The organism is Aeromicrobium sp. Root236, assembly GCF_001428805.1.
GTDB lineage: Bacteria > Actinomycetota > Actinomycetes > Propionibacteriales > Nocardioidaceae > Aeromicrobium.
In genome coordinates, this window is sequence record NZ_LMIS01000001.1 from 2,935,104 (window position 1) to 2,950,639 (window position 15,536).

A 15,536-nucleotide genomic window follows, 5' to 3' on the forward strand; every position below is an offset into this window, starting at 1 on the left:
CTAGCGGGATCCCAGGACGCCGGTGGGGGTTTTGGACGAGATGTCTTGAAGTGTTCACACGGCCTGCCGGCGTCACCGACTACGTGACATCGCCGATGTCATGGTCCTACTGTTCACGCATGGACATCCGTGGACTGGCCCTGCTTCCCGTACGCGTGACGGTCGCCGCGACCCAGGCCACGCTCGGCCTTGGTCAGCTCGCGTCGCCGCAGGGCCCGATCCTGCGCGAGGGCGGTTACGCCACCCGGCTGGCGCAGATCTTCGGCGAGGGTGGCCTGCTCGACCAGCTCAACCGGATCCTCGCCGACGAGCGCGGACCGATCGGGCTCGCCAACACCCTCGCCGACCTCACGGCGGACGACCGACCGGTCGGCAAGGCCTTGGCCCGCGACGGGCTGCTCGACCGGATGGCGGATGAGGAGGGCCCGTTCGTACGCCTGCTGGAGGCCGGCGGTCCGCTCGACCGCGCGCTGGGGGAGGACGGACCGCTCTATCGGCTGCTCGCACCCGGCGGCCCGCTCGACCGCCTGCTGGCCGAGGAGGGCGCGATCGACCGCATCCTCGCGGAAGGCGGCCTGATCGACCAGCTGCTCGCCGAGCAGGGCATCCTCGAGAAGCTCCTGGCGCCAGGGGGGACGCTCGACCAGCTCATCGAGCTCGGCGCCACGTTCGACGCGATCGTGCCGCGGCTCGAGGCGTTGGGCAACGCGATCCCCAACCTCAACTCCGCCGTCAACATCCTGAGCGGCGCCGTCGAGCCCTTGGGTGCGCTGGCCGGCCGCCTGCCCGGAGGTCGCCGGAGGCCGCCGGTGCTCGACCCCGCCGTCAGCGACTAGACACAGCCCTTGCGTCCCGGAGCATGATCGAAGCAGGACCACTCCGGAGGAGCACCACATGAGCACCGCACCAGGGATCGTCGTCGTCGGAGCCGGACTCGCCGCGGCCAAGGCCGTGGAGTCCATGCGCGAGGCGGGGCACACCGGCACCATCACGTTGATCGGCGAGGAGCCGGAGCGCCCGTACGAGCGTCCGGCGCTGTCCAAGGACTACCTCCAGGGCAACGGGTCCAGGGACGACCTGTTCGTGCATCCCGAGGAGTGGTACGCCGAGCACGACATCGACACCCGGTTCGGCGAGACCGTCGTGTCGATCGACCGGGAAGGACGCACTGTCGCGCTCGCCTCGGGGGACACCGTGCCGTACGAGCGCCTGCTGCTCGCCACGGGCTCCCGGCCGCGAACGCTCGAGATCCCCGGTGCCGAGCTCGATGGTGTGCTCTCGTTGCGCCGCATCGGCGACAGCGACGCCATCCGAGAGGCGTACGCGCGGGCTTCGAGCGTCGTGATCATCGGCGCGGGCTGGATCGGCCTCGAGACCGCTTCCGCAGCGCGCGCCGCCGGCCTGCAGGTCACGGTCCTGGAGTACGCCCCGCTGCCGCTGGGCCGTGTGCTGGGCGACGAGCTGGCCACCTACTTCGCGGACCTGCATCGCCGCAACGGGGTCGACCTTCGCACGTCCGTCGAGGTCAGCGAGATCACCGGTGCTGAGGGGCGGGTCACCGGAGTGCGGGTCGGCGACGACGAGGTCGCCGCGGACCTCGTGATCCTTGGTGTCGGCATCAGCCCCAACGCCGAGATCGCTGCCGCTGCAGGGCTCGACGTCGACAACGGCATCCTCGTCGACGAGCACCTGCGTACGTCCGACCCCGCGATCTTCGCTGCGGGCGACGTCGCCAACGCCTACAACTCGGCCCTCGGCGACCGGCTGCGGGTCGAGCACTGGGACAACGCGATCCGCCAGGGCCGGCTCGCCGGCCGCACCGTGCTCGGCCGGGACGACGCGTACGACTGGCAGCCGTACTTCTACACCGACCAGTTCGACCTCGGCATGGAGTACGTCGGACGCGGCAGCGCCACCGACGACGTGGTGATCCGCGGCGACAAGGCGAGTGGCGAGTTCATCGCGTTCTGGCTCGACGGCGACCGCGTCACCGCCGGCATGAACGTCAACGTCTGGGACGTCAACGACGACCTGCGCGCCCTGGTCGGGAGTAGCGTGGAACGGGCAAGGCTCGCCGATCCCGACGTGCCGCTCAGCGAGGTGGTGCCCGCATGACGCCTGACAAGGACCGCTTCAAGCAGCTGCCCAAGCCGATACGCCTCGAGGACACCGTCACGACGTCCGACACCGAGCCGGTGCCTGACCCCGAAGGTGGCCGGGACACCGAGCGCGACTTCCTCGTGCGCTACGGACTCGGCGGCCTCTGAAGCGGCGCGCGGCGGGCTGCCTAGTGTTGTGGGTGTGCCTGCCCTCTTCGAACCCCTGACCCTGCGCGGCGTCACGGCGCGCAACCGCATCTGGCTCGCGCCGATGTGCCAGTACTCGTGCTTCGACCGCGACGGGATGCCCAACGACTGGCACCTCGTCAACCTCGGCCAGCACGCGACCGGAGGCTTCGGCCTGGTGATGACCGAGGCCACCGCGGTGGTGCCCGAGGGCCGGATCAGCCCCGAGGACACCGGGATCTGGTCCGACGCGCACATCGAGCCGTGGCGCCGCATCGCCGAGTTCATACGCGGTCAGGGTGCCGTCGCCGGGATCCAGCTGGCACACGCGGGCCGCAAGGGCTCGACGTGGGCACCGTTCGCCGAGGGTGACGGCACCGTGCCGGAGGCCGATGGGGGCTGGACCGCCGTGGCCCCGTCGGAGCTGGCGTTCGAGGGCTATGACGTGCCGCGCGCCATGACGACCGACGAGGTCGCCGCGCTGCCACAGGCGTTCGCCGATGCCGCTGTCCGCGCCGATCGCGCCGGGTTCGACGTCGTGGAGATCCACGGCGCGCACGGCTACCTCCTCCACGAGTTCCTGTCGCCGCTCGCCAACCAGCGCACGGACCGGTACGGCGGCTCGTTCGACAACCGCACGCGGGTGGTCGTCGAGATCGTCGACGCCGTCCGCGCCGTGTGGGACAAGCCGTTGTTCGTACGCCTCTCGGCATCGGACTGGGCTGACGGCGGTTGGAACGTCGAGGAGACCGCACGGCTCGGCGCCGTGCTCAAGCAGCACGGCGTCGACCTGCTCGACGTGTCGTCGGGCGGCGCCGTGGCGCACCAGAAGATCGACATCGGCCCGGGCTACCAGGTGCCGTTCGCCCGCGAGGTGCGCGAGGTCAGCGGGCTCCCGGTCTCCGCCGTCGGCCTGATCACCGAACCGACCCAGGCCGAGCAGGTGCTCGAGGACGGGTCGGCCGACGTCGTCATGCTGGGCCGGGTCGCGATCCGCGAGCCCGCCTGGCCGCTGCGCGCCGCTCACGAGCTCGGCGTCGCCGCCAAGGACGCGCCCTACCCGCCGCAGCACGCCCGCGGCGCCTGGCGGTGACCCGGGTCGTACGCGCGGCGGCGCGGTTCGACCTGTTCCACCGCTCAACGCGCGGTCGGAAGCTGCCGGTACGACCGATAGGATCGGGGTGTGAGCGAAGCCCCCCGCCTGGACACCGTCGCCGTCGCCGAAGCCACCCCGGACAAGCCGCAGCCGTGGTCCGAGCTGGGCCTCCGTGAGGAGGAGTACGACAGCATCCGCGAGATCCTCGGCCGCCGCCCGACCGGCGCCGAGCTGGCGATGTACTCCGTGATGTGGAGCGAGCACTGCTCCTACAAGTCGTCCAAGGTGCACCTCAAGAAGTTCGGCGACCTGCCGCAGGAGACGCCGCTCGGCAAGACCCTCGCCGGCATCGGTGAGAACGCCGGCGTCATCGACATCGGCCAGGGCTACGCCGTCACGTTCAAGGTCGAGTCGCACAACCACCCGTCGTACGTCGAGCCCTACCAGGGCGCCGCCACCGGCGTCGGTGGCATCGTCCGCGACATCCTTGCGATGGGCGCGCGCCCCGTCGCGGTCATGGACCCGCTGCGCTTCGGCCCCCTCGATGCCCTCGACACCCGTCGCGTCATGCCCGGCATCGTCGCCGGCGTCGGCGGCTACGGCAACTGCCTCGGCCTGCCCAACATCGGCGGCGAGGTCGTGTTCGACGAGACCTACGTCGGCAACCCCCTGGTCAACGCCCTCTGCGTCGGCGTCCTCCGCCACGAGGACCTGCACCTGGCGTTCGCGAGCGGTGTCGGCAACAAGGTCGTCCTCTACGGCGCCCGCACCGGCGGCGACGGCATCGGCGGCGTCTCGGTCCTCGCGTCCGAGACGTTCGACGCCGACGGTCCCGCCAAGCGTCCCAGCGTGCAGGTCGGTGACCCGTTCATGGAGAAGCTGCTGATCGAGTGCACCCTCGAGCTGTTCCGCGCCCAGGTCGTCAACGGCATCCAGGACCTGGGTGGCGCCGGTCTCTCGTGCGCGACCAGCGAGCTCGCGTCCGCAGGCGACGGCGGCATGCACGTCGAGCTCGACACGGTGCCGCTGCGCGACTCGACGCTCTCGCCGGAGGAGATCCTCATGAGCGAGTCGCAGGAGCGCATGATGGCCGTCGTCGAGCCGCACCACCTCGACGCGTTCATGGCGATCTGCGACAAGTGGGACGTCGAGGCCGTCGTCGTCGGCGAGGTCACCGACGGCGAGCACCTCGTGATCGACTGGCACGGCCAGACCGTCGTCGACGTGCCGCCGCGCTCGGTGGCCCACGACGGGCCGACCTATCACCGCCCCTACGCGCGGCCGGACTGGCAGGACGCCCTGCAGGCCGACGTCGCCGAGCAGCTCGCCCGGCCCACCTCCGGCGACGAGCTCCGTGAGCAGCTGGTCGCGGTCGTGACGTCGCCCAACCTGGCCGACAAGTCGTGGGTCACCGACCAGTACGACCGCTACGTCCAGGGCAACACGGTCCTCGCCCAGCCCGAGGACGCCGGCGTCATCCGCATCGACGACGAGACCAACCTCGGCGTCGCGGTGTCGACCGACTGCAACGGCCGCTTCGCCAAGCTCGATCCCTACGTCGGCGCGCAGCTCGCGCTCGCCGAGTCCTACCGCAACGTCGGCGTCACCGGCGCGCTGCCGCTCGCCGTCACCGACTGCCTCAACTTCGGCTCGCCCGAGAACCCCGACGTCATGTGGCAGTTCGAGCAGGCCACCCACGGGCTCAAGGACGCCTGCGAGGTCCTGGGCATCCCGGTCACCGGCGGCAACGTGTCGTTCTACAACCAGACCGGCGAGACCCCGATCCTGCCGACGCCGGTCGTTGGCATCCTGGGCGTCATCGACGACGTGCGTACGCGGATCACGCAGGGCTTCGTCGCCGAGGGCAGCCACGTGCTGGTGCTCGGCGAGACGCGCGACGAGCTCTCCGGCTCATCGTGGGCCGATGTCGTCCACGGCCACCTCGGCGGCCGGCCCCCCGTCGTCGACCTCGATGCCGAACGGGCCCTGGCCAACCTCATGGTCGAGGCCGCCAAGACCGGTGTCGTCGAGGCCGCCCACGATCTCTCCGACGGCGGTCTGGCGGTCGCGCTCGCCGAGGCGTCGTTCCGTCACGGCATCGGCGTCACGGTCGAGCTCGACGACCCGTTCCTCGAGCTGTTCAGCGAGTCGTCGGCCCGGGCCATGGTCGTCGTGGCGGAGGACCGCCACGACGAGTTCGTGTCGCTGGCCGAGAAGCACGGCGTCGAGCTGGCCTCCGTCGGACGTACGGGCGGCGAGACCCTCGAGGTCGCGGGCCAGTTCAGCGTGCCGGTCGCGGAGCTCAAGACGGCCTGGCAGGCGACGATCCCCGCGGTCCTGGGCGCGCACCTCGCTTGATGGCACGCCGGCCGACTCCGCTGTCGCACGAGGAGTTCGCCGCGATCTGCGCCCGCCTCGACCAGGGTGAGCCGACCCGGGCCGACCTCAAGGCCGCCACGATGCACCTCGTCGCGCTCCTCGTGGCCAGGGCGCCGGGGGCCAGCGTCGAGGTCCGCATCCCGCCCTTCGCCGCGGTCCAGTGCATCGCCGGCGCACGGCACACGCGCGGCACACCGCCGGCCGTCGTCGAGATGGACGCGCCCACCTGGATCGCCCTGGGGCGCGGGCGACTGCAGTGGTCCGACGCCACGCTGCGCGCGTCGGGGGAGCGCTCGGACCTCTCGCCGCTGCTCCCGCTCGACGAAGCCTGAGATTTCGCCCAGTTCCGGCAAAACCGGCACAGCAAGACAATCCGTCCCGTTATGATTTTCCGGTCAGGGAGGGAAACCGACATCCACCATCAGGCGCAGTCATGACGAATGGCACCACCGATCCTTCTGAGCAGTGGTCCGACCTGCTCTCAAGCCTCTCCGGGCGACGCCGGGAGGCCGTCGTCGCAGCCCTGCGGTCATCGGCCGAGCAGGGTTGGCCAGCCGATCGTGAAGCCGTGCGCCTGCTGGTCGCCTACGCCAACGGCGAGATCGACGCGCAGGACTACGCCGTCGGCATCGTCGTCTCACTCGGTGGTCACGAGCACGCGGTGCAGCCGCAGAGCCCGCCGCCGGTCGAGCGCCCGTGGGCCCAGCAGCTCGCCGAGCAGGCCTGGGCCGCGCCCCAGGAGGTCGTGGCACCGCCCGCGCCCCCGGTCCGTCCGGCGCCGCCCGTCGCCTCGTTGGCCCCCGACAGCCGCATGACCCGCGAGGAGGCCGTCGCGGCCTACGTCTCCGGGCGTATCCCGGTCGAGGAGTTCCTCCGCATCACCCGCGGCGTCTCCGCCTAGGACCGCCGCGCCGCCATGGCGCGGGCCGGGTAGTTCGTCGTCACCATCCAGACGTACGGGTCGTTCATCCACCGCTCGAGCTCGTCGGGCCGGTCGACGGTCCACACCAGGAGCGGCAGCCCGCGCTTCCGGGCGTACGCCTTGAGGCTCAGCCGGGCGACGACCTTGTGCGACACCACCAGGTTGGCGCCGCTCAGCAGGATGCGCAGCCGCGGGAACGCCGACTCGAGCCGCACGAGCTTGCGGACGAACCAGTTGCTCGTGCCGGCCCGCGCACTGGATGACAGGCCGACCAACAGGTCCGGCGCATGGGCCTTGGACCAGCGCCGGATCTGCCGGACCGACGAGTCCTCGGCGGTCGTGATGATGGTGCGGTCCGTGCCGAGCGCGTCGACGATCTGCTTGACGAGCACGACCTCGTCGCCCCTGACCTTGAGGTCGACATGCGCCCCGATCCGGCCGCGGATCAGCGCCAGCACGGCGTCGAGGTCGACGAGCCGTGACGCGGAGAACTCGTCGTACCGGTGCTTCGCGATCGAGCGGCGCACGGACTCGTCGTCGATCTCGTCGTCGTGGAAGATCACCGGCCGGCCGTCGGCGGTCAGGCGTACGTCGAACTCGACGTAGTCGCAGCCGAGCCCGATCGCCGACTCGAACGCGGCCAGGGTGTTCTGCGCCGAGTGATCGTCCGCAGCGCCACCACGGTGCGCCGACACGAGGGCCATGCGAACCGCTAGCCCGCGATCTTGCCGTGCTGGAGCAGGGACCAGACCGAGCTCTCGACCGTCGCGTACTGGGTCAGGTCGTGCGCCTTCCGGTACGCCTTGACGGCCGCGACCGTGTCCGCGTCGAAGATTCCGGTCAGCCGCGGGTGCAGTCCGGCGGCGATCAGCGACCGTTGCAGGCGCCAGACCGCGAGCCCCACGCTGCCCTGCTTGATGACTCGTGGGTTCGCGCCGTACGACAGCAGCGCCGTCCACGTGGGCCGCGTGGTCTTGCCGGCCGCCGACCAGCCCATGGATGCGCGGTACTTGTCGATCGCCTTCGCGGTGCCGGAGCCGAATGTCTCGTCGACCGAGATCAGGTAGCCACGCTGGTGGAGCAGGCACTCCAGGGCGGCCACCTCCGGTCCCTTGCTGCCCACCGTGAGCGCCGGGTAGGAGCTGAAGGACATCTGGACGTTGCAGGGCAGGCTCTGCTTCACGGCGACCGAACCCCGGCCGACGTCCAGGAAGTCCTTGTCGATGTTGATGGTCTTTCCGCCGTACGTGACGTCGACGCCGTTCTGGTACTGGTGGATGCGCTGGTGATCGGCCCAGCCCTCGTCGGCGAGGTAGGGGCCGCCGTCGGTGTCGGCGATCTTGTTGGTCCAGGCGATCCAGATCTGGTCGGGCTTGGTGAAGCCCTTGCGGCCCGCGATCCGCGCGGCGTCGATCGCCGCGATGGCGGCGGAACCGCTGGAGTACACGCCGGACTTGTAGCTGAACTTGTGGAGGTACTCGGTCCACGCGTCGACGAACTCGAGCACGACGTTGTCGCACTTGGTCGTCCGGGCGTACCACTCGAGGTCGAGGTAGGAATAGCTGCCGGACCCGAAGCCGTACTTCCGCAGCGCCACGATCGTCTCGGCCGCGTCTGACCTGGCCTGGGACCGGGCGACGGAGACCGTCGACGACATCCGCTTCTTCTGGACGCGGCTCTTGGGGTTGTTGACGAAGCACGGAGCCTGACGGCCGACGTGGATCGGCAGGAAGCGCCAGCCGTTCGCCGCGTTCTTGGCGACCCAGGCCTTGCTGAGGTTGGGCTGGTAGGCGTCGCCGCAGTAGCGGGAGCTGCCGGAGACGTAGATGCCGATCGCCGTGAACGGGGACCGGAGGTTCCAGGTGTCCATCGTGGACTGGGTCGGCGCGACGCACGCGTCGAAGCCGTGACCCGTGAAGTCTCCGGGGGCTCGCGGACCCGCCGCGTGGGCGGGTGAGGACAGCAGGAAGGTCGCGGCCAGGCCGGTCAGGATGCCGGTGATCGTGAGCCGCGAGGTGGGGGAAGGCACCAGGCGCATCCTCAGAGCGTACGGCCACCGGAGGGCGAAGTCAGGGATATGCGGGCTGAGGGGTTGCGGCCCTAAGCGCGCTCGGAGATAGTCTTGGGCCAGGCGTGGCCCCGGTCCCTCCCCTGGATGATCGGGGCCACGTTCTCTCGCCGGTCGAGCCTGTGCTCGCCGGTTGAGCTTGTCGAAGCCTTCAGACCTGGCGCGCGCGATCGCCCCAGTACGGCTTGCGCAGGTCGCGCTTGAGGATCTTGCCCGACGGGTTGCGAGGCAGCGCGTCCACGACGTCGATCGAGCTCGGCGTCTTGTAGCCGGCGAGCCGCTCGCGGGCGTACGCGATGAGCTCCTCGGCGGGCACCGCCTGGCCGGGCTTGAACGCCACGACCGCCTTGACCGTCTCGCCCCACTTGTCGTCCGGCACGCCGATCACCGCGAGCTCCTGCACCGCGGGGTGCTCGGCGAGCACGCGCTCGACCTCGGGGGAGTACACGTTCTCGCCGCCGGTGATGATCATGTCCTTGATGCGGTCCTCGATGAACAGGAAGCCGTCCTCGTCGACCCGGCCGAGGTCGCCCGTACGGACCCACCCGTCCGGCGTGATGAGCTCGGCGGTCGCCTCTGGCTTCCCGAGGTAGCCGATCGTCGCCTGCGGCGTGCGGAACCAGACCTCGCCCGACTCACCCTGCGGCACGTCCTCGAGCGTCACCGGGTCGACGACCCGCATCTCGGTGTGTGCGACGGGACGCCCAGCCGACACCAGCCGCTCCGGGTGGGCGGCGTCGCGGTGCGCGGCGTCGTTGAGCACCGTGACGACGCCGCCGAACTCCGTCATGCCGTACACCTGCTGGAACTCGGTGTCGGGCCACGCCTCCATCGCCGCGCGCAGCACCGGCAGCGGCATCGGCGCGGCGCCGTAGCCGAGGGACTTCAGCTTGCTGAACAGCCCCATGACCTGGGGTCCGGCGGCGATCAGGGCCGTGACGACGGCGGGCACGAGGAACGCGTGCGTGCAGCCGGCCATGATGCCGCCGGCGAGCAGCGCGCCGTCGACCTCCGGCACGATGTACGCCGCCGCGCCGATGACCGGGGCCTGCAGGGCGTACGAGGTGCCTCCGACGTGGAACATCGGCATCGCCACGAGCAGCATGTCGCCCTCGTCGTACGTCGCGTCGCCGAGTCCGTTGACGCTGTGCTCGACCATCGCGTGCTGGCTGAGCTGTACGCCCTTCGGCCGTCCGGTCGTGCCGGAGCTGTACATCACGACGCAGATGTCGTCGGGCGTGACGCCGGGCTGCAGGTCGGCCGGTGTCGCGGCCGACTGCCAGGCCTGGAACTCGTCGTGCTCGCCACCGACGACGATGACCTTGCGGACGTGCTCGAGCCGGTCGCGTACGACGTCGAGCTGCTCCAGCAGTTGGTGCCCGACGAACACGACCTCGGCCGCGCAGTCGTTGAGCACGTAGTCGAGCTCGTCGCCGGCGAGTCGCCAGTTGACGACGGTCGTCGCCGCGCCGAGCTGGCAGCCACCGAGGATGACCTGGAGGACGGCAGGGTTGTTCTTGTCGAGGATCGCGACCCGGTCGCCGCGCGCCACGCCCTCGCCCTGCAACGCTCCGGCGGTCCGGCGCACGGACTCCCAGGCCTCGGCCCAGGTCCACGTACGTTCGCCGAAGATCCAGCACGGCTTGTCCGGGCGCTCGGCCGCGCGGTGCGCGAGGAAGTCCGGCAGGTAGGTGGCGGGCGGGATGGCAATCGGCATGATGCTCCTCGACGACGTGACCTGGATCACGACAGCGTAGGGGACACCGCAAGCGCATTGGGTCCGAAAGGGTTGCGGCCTCTACACTTGGAGCGTGCCCCGCGGAGATGGACGCCTGACCCACGACCTCGATCCCCAGGACGCTGGACCCCAGGACGCGTGTGGCGTCTTCGGAGTCTGGGCGCCCGGCGAAGAGGTCGCCAAGCTCACCTACTTCGGCCTCTACGCGCTGCAGCACCGCGGGCAGGAATCGGCCGGCATCGCGGTCAGCAACGGCCGCCAGATCCTCGTCTACAAGGACATGGGCCTCGTGTCGCAGGTCTTCGACGAGGCCACGCTCGAGTCGCTCAAGGGCGAGATCGCGATCGGGCACGCCCGCTACTCCACGACCGGCTCCAGCGTGTGGCACAACGCCCAGCCCACGTTCCGCCCGACGGCCGCCGGCTCGGTCGCCCTCGGCCACAACGGCAACCTGACCAACACCGCCGAGCTCCTCGAGCTGCTGCACGAGCGCGACCTCGAGGCGGGCAAGGCGGCCAACAAGGGTGAGACCGCCACGTCCGACACGTCGGTCATGGCGACGCTGCTCTCCTCCTACCCCGATCGTTCGGTCGAGGAAGCCGCCCTCGAGGTGCTGCCCAAGCTGCGCGGCGCGTTCTCCCTCGTCTTCATGGACGAGAACACGCTCTACGCCGCACGTGACGCCCAGGGCATCCGCCCGTTGGTGCTCGGCCGGCTCGAGCGCGGCTGGGTCGTCGCGAGCGAGACCGCGGCGCTCGACATCGTGGGCGCCTCGTTCATCCGCGAGATCCAGCCCGGCGAGTTCATCGCGATCGACGAGAAGGGCCTGCGCACCGAGCACTTCGCCAAGCCCGAGCCCAAGGGCTGCGTCTTCGAGTACGTCTACCTCGCCCGCCCCGACACCACGATCTCCGACCAGCGGGTCTTCTCCGTACGCGCCGAGATCGGCCGCCGCCTGGCTCGCGAGTTCCCCGTCGACGCCGACCTCGTCATCCCCGTGCCCGAGTCCGGCACGCCGGCGGCGATCGGGTACGCCGAGGAGAGCGGCATCCCGTTCGGCCACGGCCTGGTCAAGAACTCCTACGTCGGCCGTACGTTCATCCAGCCGTCGCAGACCTTGCGCCAGCTCGGCATCCGGCTCAAGCTCAACCCCCTGCGCGACGTCATCGCCGGCAAGCGCCTCGTGGTCGTCGACGACTCGATCGTCCGCGGCAACACGCAGCGCGCCCTCGTCCGCATGCTGCGCGAGTTCGGCGCCGCCGAGGTCCACGTCCGCATCTCGTCGCCGCCGGTCAAGTGGCCGTGCTTCTACGGCATCGACTTCGCCTCGCGGGCCGAGCTCATCGCCAACGGCATCTCGGTCGACGAGATCTGCCGCTCGATCGGCGCCGACTCGTTGGCGTACGTCACGCTCGACCAGCTCGTCGAGGCGACCAACGTGCCCAAGGACAACCTCTGCCGCGCCTGCTTCGACGGCATCTATCCCGTGGCGCTGCCCGAGGACGATCTCATCGGCAAGCACCTGCTCGAGGTCCAGGACACCCTGCCCCTCGAGGTGCTCTGATGGGCGAGCCGACCTCCTACGCCAGCGCGGGGGTCTCGATCGAGGAGGGCGACCGCGCGGTCGAGCTCATGAAGGAGTGGGTCGAGAAGGCCCGCCGTCCTGAGGTCGTCGGCGGCATCGGCGGGTTCGCGGGGCTGTTCGACGCGACGGCGCTCAAGTCGTACGCCCGACCGCTGCTCGCGACGTCGGCCGACGGCGTGGGCACCAAGGTGCAGATCGCGCAGCGCATGGACAAGCACGACACGATCGGCTTCGACCTCGTCGGCATGCTGGTCGACGACCTCGTCGTCTGTGGCGCCGAGCCGCTGTTCATGACCGACTACATCGCCTGCGGCAAGGTCGTGCCGGAGCGCATCGCCGACATCGTCAAGGGCGTCGCGCAGGCCTGCGCCGAGAGCGGCACGGCGCTGCTCGGCGGCGAGACCGCGGAGCACCCGGGCCTGCTGGCCCCCGAGGAGTACGACATCGCCGGCTCGACCACTGGCGTCGTCGAGGCCGACAAGCTGCTGGGTGCCGAGCTCGTACGACCCGGTGACGTGGTCGTCGCGATGGCGTCCAGCGGCCTGCACTCCAACGGCTACTCGCTCGTGCGGCACGTGTTCTTCACGCAGGCCGGCTGGGAGCTCGACCGCCACGTGCCCGACCTCGGTCGTACGCTCGGCGAGGAGCTGCTGACGCCGACCCGCCTCTACACGCTGCCTTGCCTCGCCCTCGCCGAAGCCGTCGAGGTGCACGCGATGTCGCACATCACCGGTGGCGGGCTCGCGGCCAACCTCGCCCGCGTCGTCCCCGACACGGTCTCCGTGCGGATCGACCGCTCGACCTGGTCACCGCAGCCGGTGTTCGGGCTCGTCGGCTCGCTCGGCGGGGTCGCCCAATCCGACCTCGACCAGGCGCTCAACATGGGTGTCGGCATGGTCGCGCTCGTGGCCCCCGACGCCGCCGATGCCGCGATCCGCCTGCTCGCCGAGCGCGGCATCGAGGCCTGGATCGCCGGTGAGGTCGCCGCTGCAGGAGTCCACGGTGAGGGCGGCAGCGTCACGCTGAGCGGGGCGCACGACTGAGACACGCCGTCTCTGGGGGGTCGATGACGGATTTGTTGTCACCTTTGGGTACGCTTGTCGCACGACATACTGACTACTTTTCTGCGAGGGGGTCGACCCATGGGGCGCGGCCGTGCGAAAGCCAAACAGACCAAAGTCGCTCGCGACTTGAAGTACCGCACACCTGATACGGACTTCAACACTCTGCAGCGTGAGCTCCACGGTGAGTCGGGCGAACCGATTCCCCCTCAGTATCGCGACCTGGACCGAGAAGACCCGGCCGCCTCCTAGGCGTCCGGACCCTCACTCTCGCTCCGTCCGGCCCGCAGGCCGGTGATCCAACAGGCAGATAGCCTGTCTGGATGTTCCGTCGGTCCCGTACGCGTTTCGCACTGCGTCACCGTGGCATGCTGACCCCGCCGGTCGCCGGCCAGACGTTGGATGCGTTCAGCGTCGACCACGTCGGGCAGCCCGTGATGCTGTGGGGCGGAGACGGGACCGCGGCGGTCCAGGTGGCAGATCGCGATGCGGTCGTGCTGCAGGAGCGTCCGCCGCATGACTGGACCCTCCAGCCCTTGCCCGACGGCCGGTTCGTCGTCGTCGGCTCGCGTGCCGAGTGGCGGGACGGCGTGGCTGAGGACAATGCGCACGTGTACGCCTCCGACGGCTCGCTGGACGCTGTCGGTTGCCTCGGCGACGGGATCGAGCACGTGCAGACGTCGGCGGACGGCAGCATCTGGGTCGGCTACTTCGACGAGGGCATCTACGGCAACGACGGTTGGGGTGGCTCGGGTCCCGAACCCATGGGCTCGGCAGGGATCGTCCGGTTCTCGTCGGACCTGCAGGTGCAGTGGGAGTATCCGCTTCAGCAGCAGGACCCCATCGACGACTGCTATGCCCTCAACGTCACGGGCGACGACGTCTGGGCCTGCCCCTACTCCAGCTTCGACGTCGTGCGGATCCGTGACGGCGATGTGCGGTCGTGGAGCAACGAGGTCGAGGGCGCCCGAGCCCTCGTGGTGAGTGGTGACTCGGTCGCACTCGTCGGTGGGTACGAGAAGGACCGCGACCGGCTCGTCATCGGACAGCTCGACGACGACGAGCTCCAGGTGCAGGCCACTGGGCGGTTGACCATGCCGGACGGCCGACGACTCCCGGAGGACACGTTCGTCGTCGGCCGCGGCGCGGAGCTCCACGCGTTGGTGGGCTCCGACTGGTTCAGCTGGTCGCTGGACCAGGCCTGATCAGCTGGTCGGGAGCCAGACCGAGCGCAGCCGGCCCACCTCGCGCATGCGCTGCTCGGCCATGCGGTCGGCGGCGATCGACGGCGGGACGCCCTCGGACTTGGCGCGCTCGAGCACACCCAGCGTCGTGTCGAAGATCGTGGTGGCCCGCATCTTGGCGCGGTCGAACTCGAATCCCTCGAGCTCGTCGGCGACCTGGATGACGCCGCCGGAGTTGACGCAGTAGTCGGGCGCGTAGGTGATGCCGCGCTCGTCGAGGCGCTTCTCGATGCCCTCGTGGGCGAGCTGGTTGTTGGCAGCTCCGCAGACGATCGTCGCGGTCAACGCCTCGATCGACTCGTCGTTGAGGGCGCCACCGAGCGCGCAGGGTGCGTAGATGTCGAGCGGCTCGCGGATGAGCGCGTCCGTGTCGACGACCGAGGTGATCGACGGGTAGGCCTGCTGGAGCGCGGCGACGGCCTCGGCGTTGACGTCGGTGACGACGACCTGCGCGTCCTCCTCGACCAGGTGGCCGACGAGGTGCTTGCCGACCTTGCCGACGCCGGCCACGCCGACGCGCTTGCCGGCCAGCGAGGTGTCGCCCCAGAGGTGCTGCGCCGAGGCGCGCATGCCCTGGTAGACGCCGAAGGCGGTCAGGACCGACGAGTCGCCGGCACCGCCGTGCTCGACCGTGCGGCCGGTCACGAAGTCCGACTCGCGGGCGATGATGTCCATGTCAGGGCTGAACGTGCCGACGTCGCACGCCGTGTAGTAGCGACCGCCGAGCGTCTGGACGAATCGTCCGTATGCCCGCAGCAACGCCTCGGTCTTGATCTTCGTCGGGTCACCGATGATGACGGCCTTGCCGCCACCCAGGTCGAGGCCCGCCAGCGCGTTCTTGTAGGCCATGCCCTGCGAGAGGTTGAGGACGTCGGTCAGCGCGTCCTGCTCAGAGGCGTACGGGTAGAAGCGCGTGCCGCCCAGGGCCGGGCCGAGGGCGGTGGAGTAGATCGCGATGATGGCCTTGAGGCCCGAGGCCTCGTCGTGGCAGAAGACGACTTGTTCATGTCGGCTGCCGAAGGCGGATGGCGCGTTGCTGCTGGAGTCGGTCACGGTAGTGCTCTCTGTCGTGGATGGCGGAGGTGCGTTGGTGGGCACTTCCATCGGCGAAGCCGCGGGGTGGTGCGACTTGGCAGAGACTCTACCGCTCAGCGGGCC

General features: G+C 70.1%; 15 protein-coding genes. 11 read left to right on the forward strand and 4 right to left on the reverse strand.

The window, feature by feature from the left end:
* Positions 1–119: 119 nt before the first annotated feature.
* The 7 genes from ASE12_RS14760 to ASE12_RS14785 all read left to right on the forward strand — a co-directional run bounded on the left by ASE12_RS14760 (position 120) and on the right by ASE12_RS14785 (position 6,661).
* Positions 120–836 (forward strand): ABC transporter, encoded by a 717-nt coding sequence (locus ASE12_RS14760; protein ID WP_157412949.1) that lies wholly within the window; start codon positions 120–122, stop codon positions 834–836.
* A gap of 58 nt (positions 837–894) precedes the next feature.
* Complete coding sequence (locus ASE12_RS14765) at positions 895–2,115, forward strand: NAD(P)/FAD-dependent oxidoreductase (RefSeq protein ID WP_056402185.1); 1,221 nt, start codon at positions 895–897, stop codon at positions 2,113–2,115.
* Positions 2,112–2,267, forward strand: coding sequence for a hypothetical protein (locus ASE12_RS20405; protein ID WP_200955034.1), 156 nt, complete (start codon positions 2,112–2,114; stop codon positions 2,265–2,267). Before ASE12_RS14765 ends, ASE12_RS20405 begins: the two co-directional genes overlap by 4 nt.
* A 28-nt stretch (positions 2,268–2,295) precedes the next feature.
* Complete coding sequence (locus ASE12_RS14770) at positions 2,296–3,378, forward strand: NADH:flavin oxidoreductase/NADH oxidase (RefSeq protein WP_157412951.1); 1,083 nt, start codon at positions 2,296–2,298, stop codon at positions 3,376–3,378.
* A 90-nt stretch (positions 3,379–3,468) separates the two neighbouring features.
* Positions 3,469–5,739 carry a phosphoribosylformylglycinamidine synthase subunit PurL gene (gene purL, locus ASE12_RS14775; protein WP_056402190.1) on the forward strand — a complete coding sequence of 757 codons (2,271 nt, stop codon included), beginning with the start codon at positions 3,469–3,471 and terminating at the stop codon, positions 5,737–5,739.
* On the forward strand, positions 5,739–6,092 hold the full coding sequence (locus ASE12_RS14780) for a sterol carrier family protein (protein ID WP_056402192.1): 354 nt from the start codon (positions 5,739–5,741) through the stop codon (positions 6,090–6,092). The genes purL and ASE12_RS14780 overlap by 1 nt, the downstream gene beginning before the upstream one ends.
* A gap of 101 nt (positions 6,093–6,193) precedes the next feature.
* Complete coding sequence (locus ASE12_RS14785; protein ID WP_056402195.1) at positions 6,194–6,661, forward strand: antitoxin VbhA family protein; 468 nt, start codon at positions 6,194–6,196, stop codon at positions 6,659–6,661.
* Here the strand turns inward: ASE12_RS14785 and ASE12_RS14790 are convergent.
* The 3 genes from ASE12_RS14790 to ASE12_RS14800 form a co-directional block, all read right to left on the reverse strand.
* On the reverse strand, positions 6,658–7,386 hold the full coding sequence (locus tag ASE12_RS14790; RefSeq protein ID WP_056402198.1) for a glycerophosphodiester phosphodiesterase: 729 nt from the start codon (positions 7,384–7,386) through the stop codon (positions 6,658–6,660). The genes ASE12_RS14785 and ASE12_RS14790 overlap by 4 nt on opposite strands.
* Positions 7,387–7,394: 8 nt before the next feature.
* Positions 7,395–8,711 carry a glycoside hydrolase domain-containing protein gene (locus ASE12_RS14795; protein ID WP_162255505.1) on the reverse strand — a complete coding sequence of 439 codons (1,317 nt, stop codon included), beginning with the start codon at positions 8,709–8,711 and terminating at the stop codon, positions 7,395–7,397.
* A 190-nt stretch (positions 8,712–8,901) separates the two neighbouring features.
* Positions 8,902–10,467 carry a long-chain-fatty-acid--CoA ligase gene (locus tag ASE12_RS14800; protein WP_056404871.1) on the reverse strand — a complete coding sequence of 522 codons (1,566 nt, stop codon included), beginning with the start codon at positions 10,465–10,467 and terminating at the stop codon, positions 8,902–8,904.
* A 94-nt stretch (positions 10,468–10,561) separates the two neighbouring features.
* Between ASE12_RS14800 and purF the strand changes: the two genes are divergently transcribed.
* The 4 genes from purF to ASE12_RS14815 all read left to right on the forward strand — a co-directional run bounded on the left by purF (position 10,562) and on the right by ASE12_RS14815 (position 14,339).
* Positions 10,562–12,052: an amidophosphoribosyltransferase gene (purF, locus tag ASE12_RS14805; RefSeq protein WP_056402204.1), complete on the forward strand. Its 1,491-nt coding sequence runs from the start codon at positions 10,562–10,564 to the stop codon at positions 12,050–12,052.
* Positions 12,052–13,116 carry a phosphoribosylformylglycinamidine cyclo-ligase gene (gene purM, locus ASE12_RS14810; protein ID WP_056402207.1) on the forward strand — a complete coding sequence of 355 codons (1,065 nt, stop codon included), beginning with the start codon at positions 12,052–12,054 and terminating at the stop codon, positions 13,114–13,116. The genes purF and purM overlap by 1 nt, the downstream gene beginning before the upstream one ends.
* Before the next feature lie 99 nt (positions 13,117–13,215).
* The gene (locus ASE12_RS19840) at positions 13,216–13,386 is read left to right on the forward strand and encodes a DUF3073 domain-containing protein (protein ID WP_082530552.1); all 171 of its coding nucleotides are present in this window, start codon (positions 13,216–13,218) and stop codon (positions 13,384–13,386) included.
* 71 nt (positions 13,387–13,457) lie between these two features.
* On the forward strand, positions 13,458–14,339 hold the full coding sequence (locus tag ASE12_RS14815; RefSeq protein WP_157412953.1) for a hypothetical protein: 882 nt from the start codon (positions 13,458–13,460) through the stop codon (positions 14,337–14,339).
* Here the strand turns inward: ASE12_RS14815 and ASE12_RS14820 are convergent, their stop codons facing one another.
* Positions 14,340–15,431 (reverse strand): Glu/Leu/Phe/Val dehydrogenase dimerization domain-containing protein, encoded by a 1,092-nt coding sequence (locus ASE12_RS14820; RefSeq protein WP_235508920.1) that lies wholly within the window; start codon positions 15,429–15,431, stop codon positions 14,340–14,342.
* Positions 15,432–15,536 lie beyond the last annotated feature (105 nt).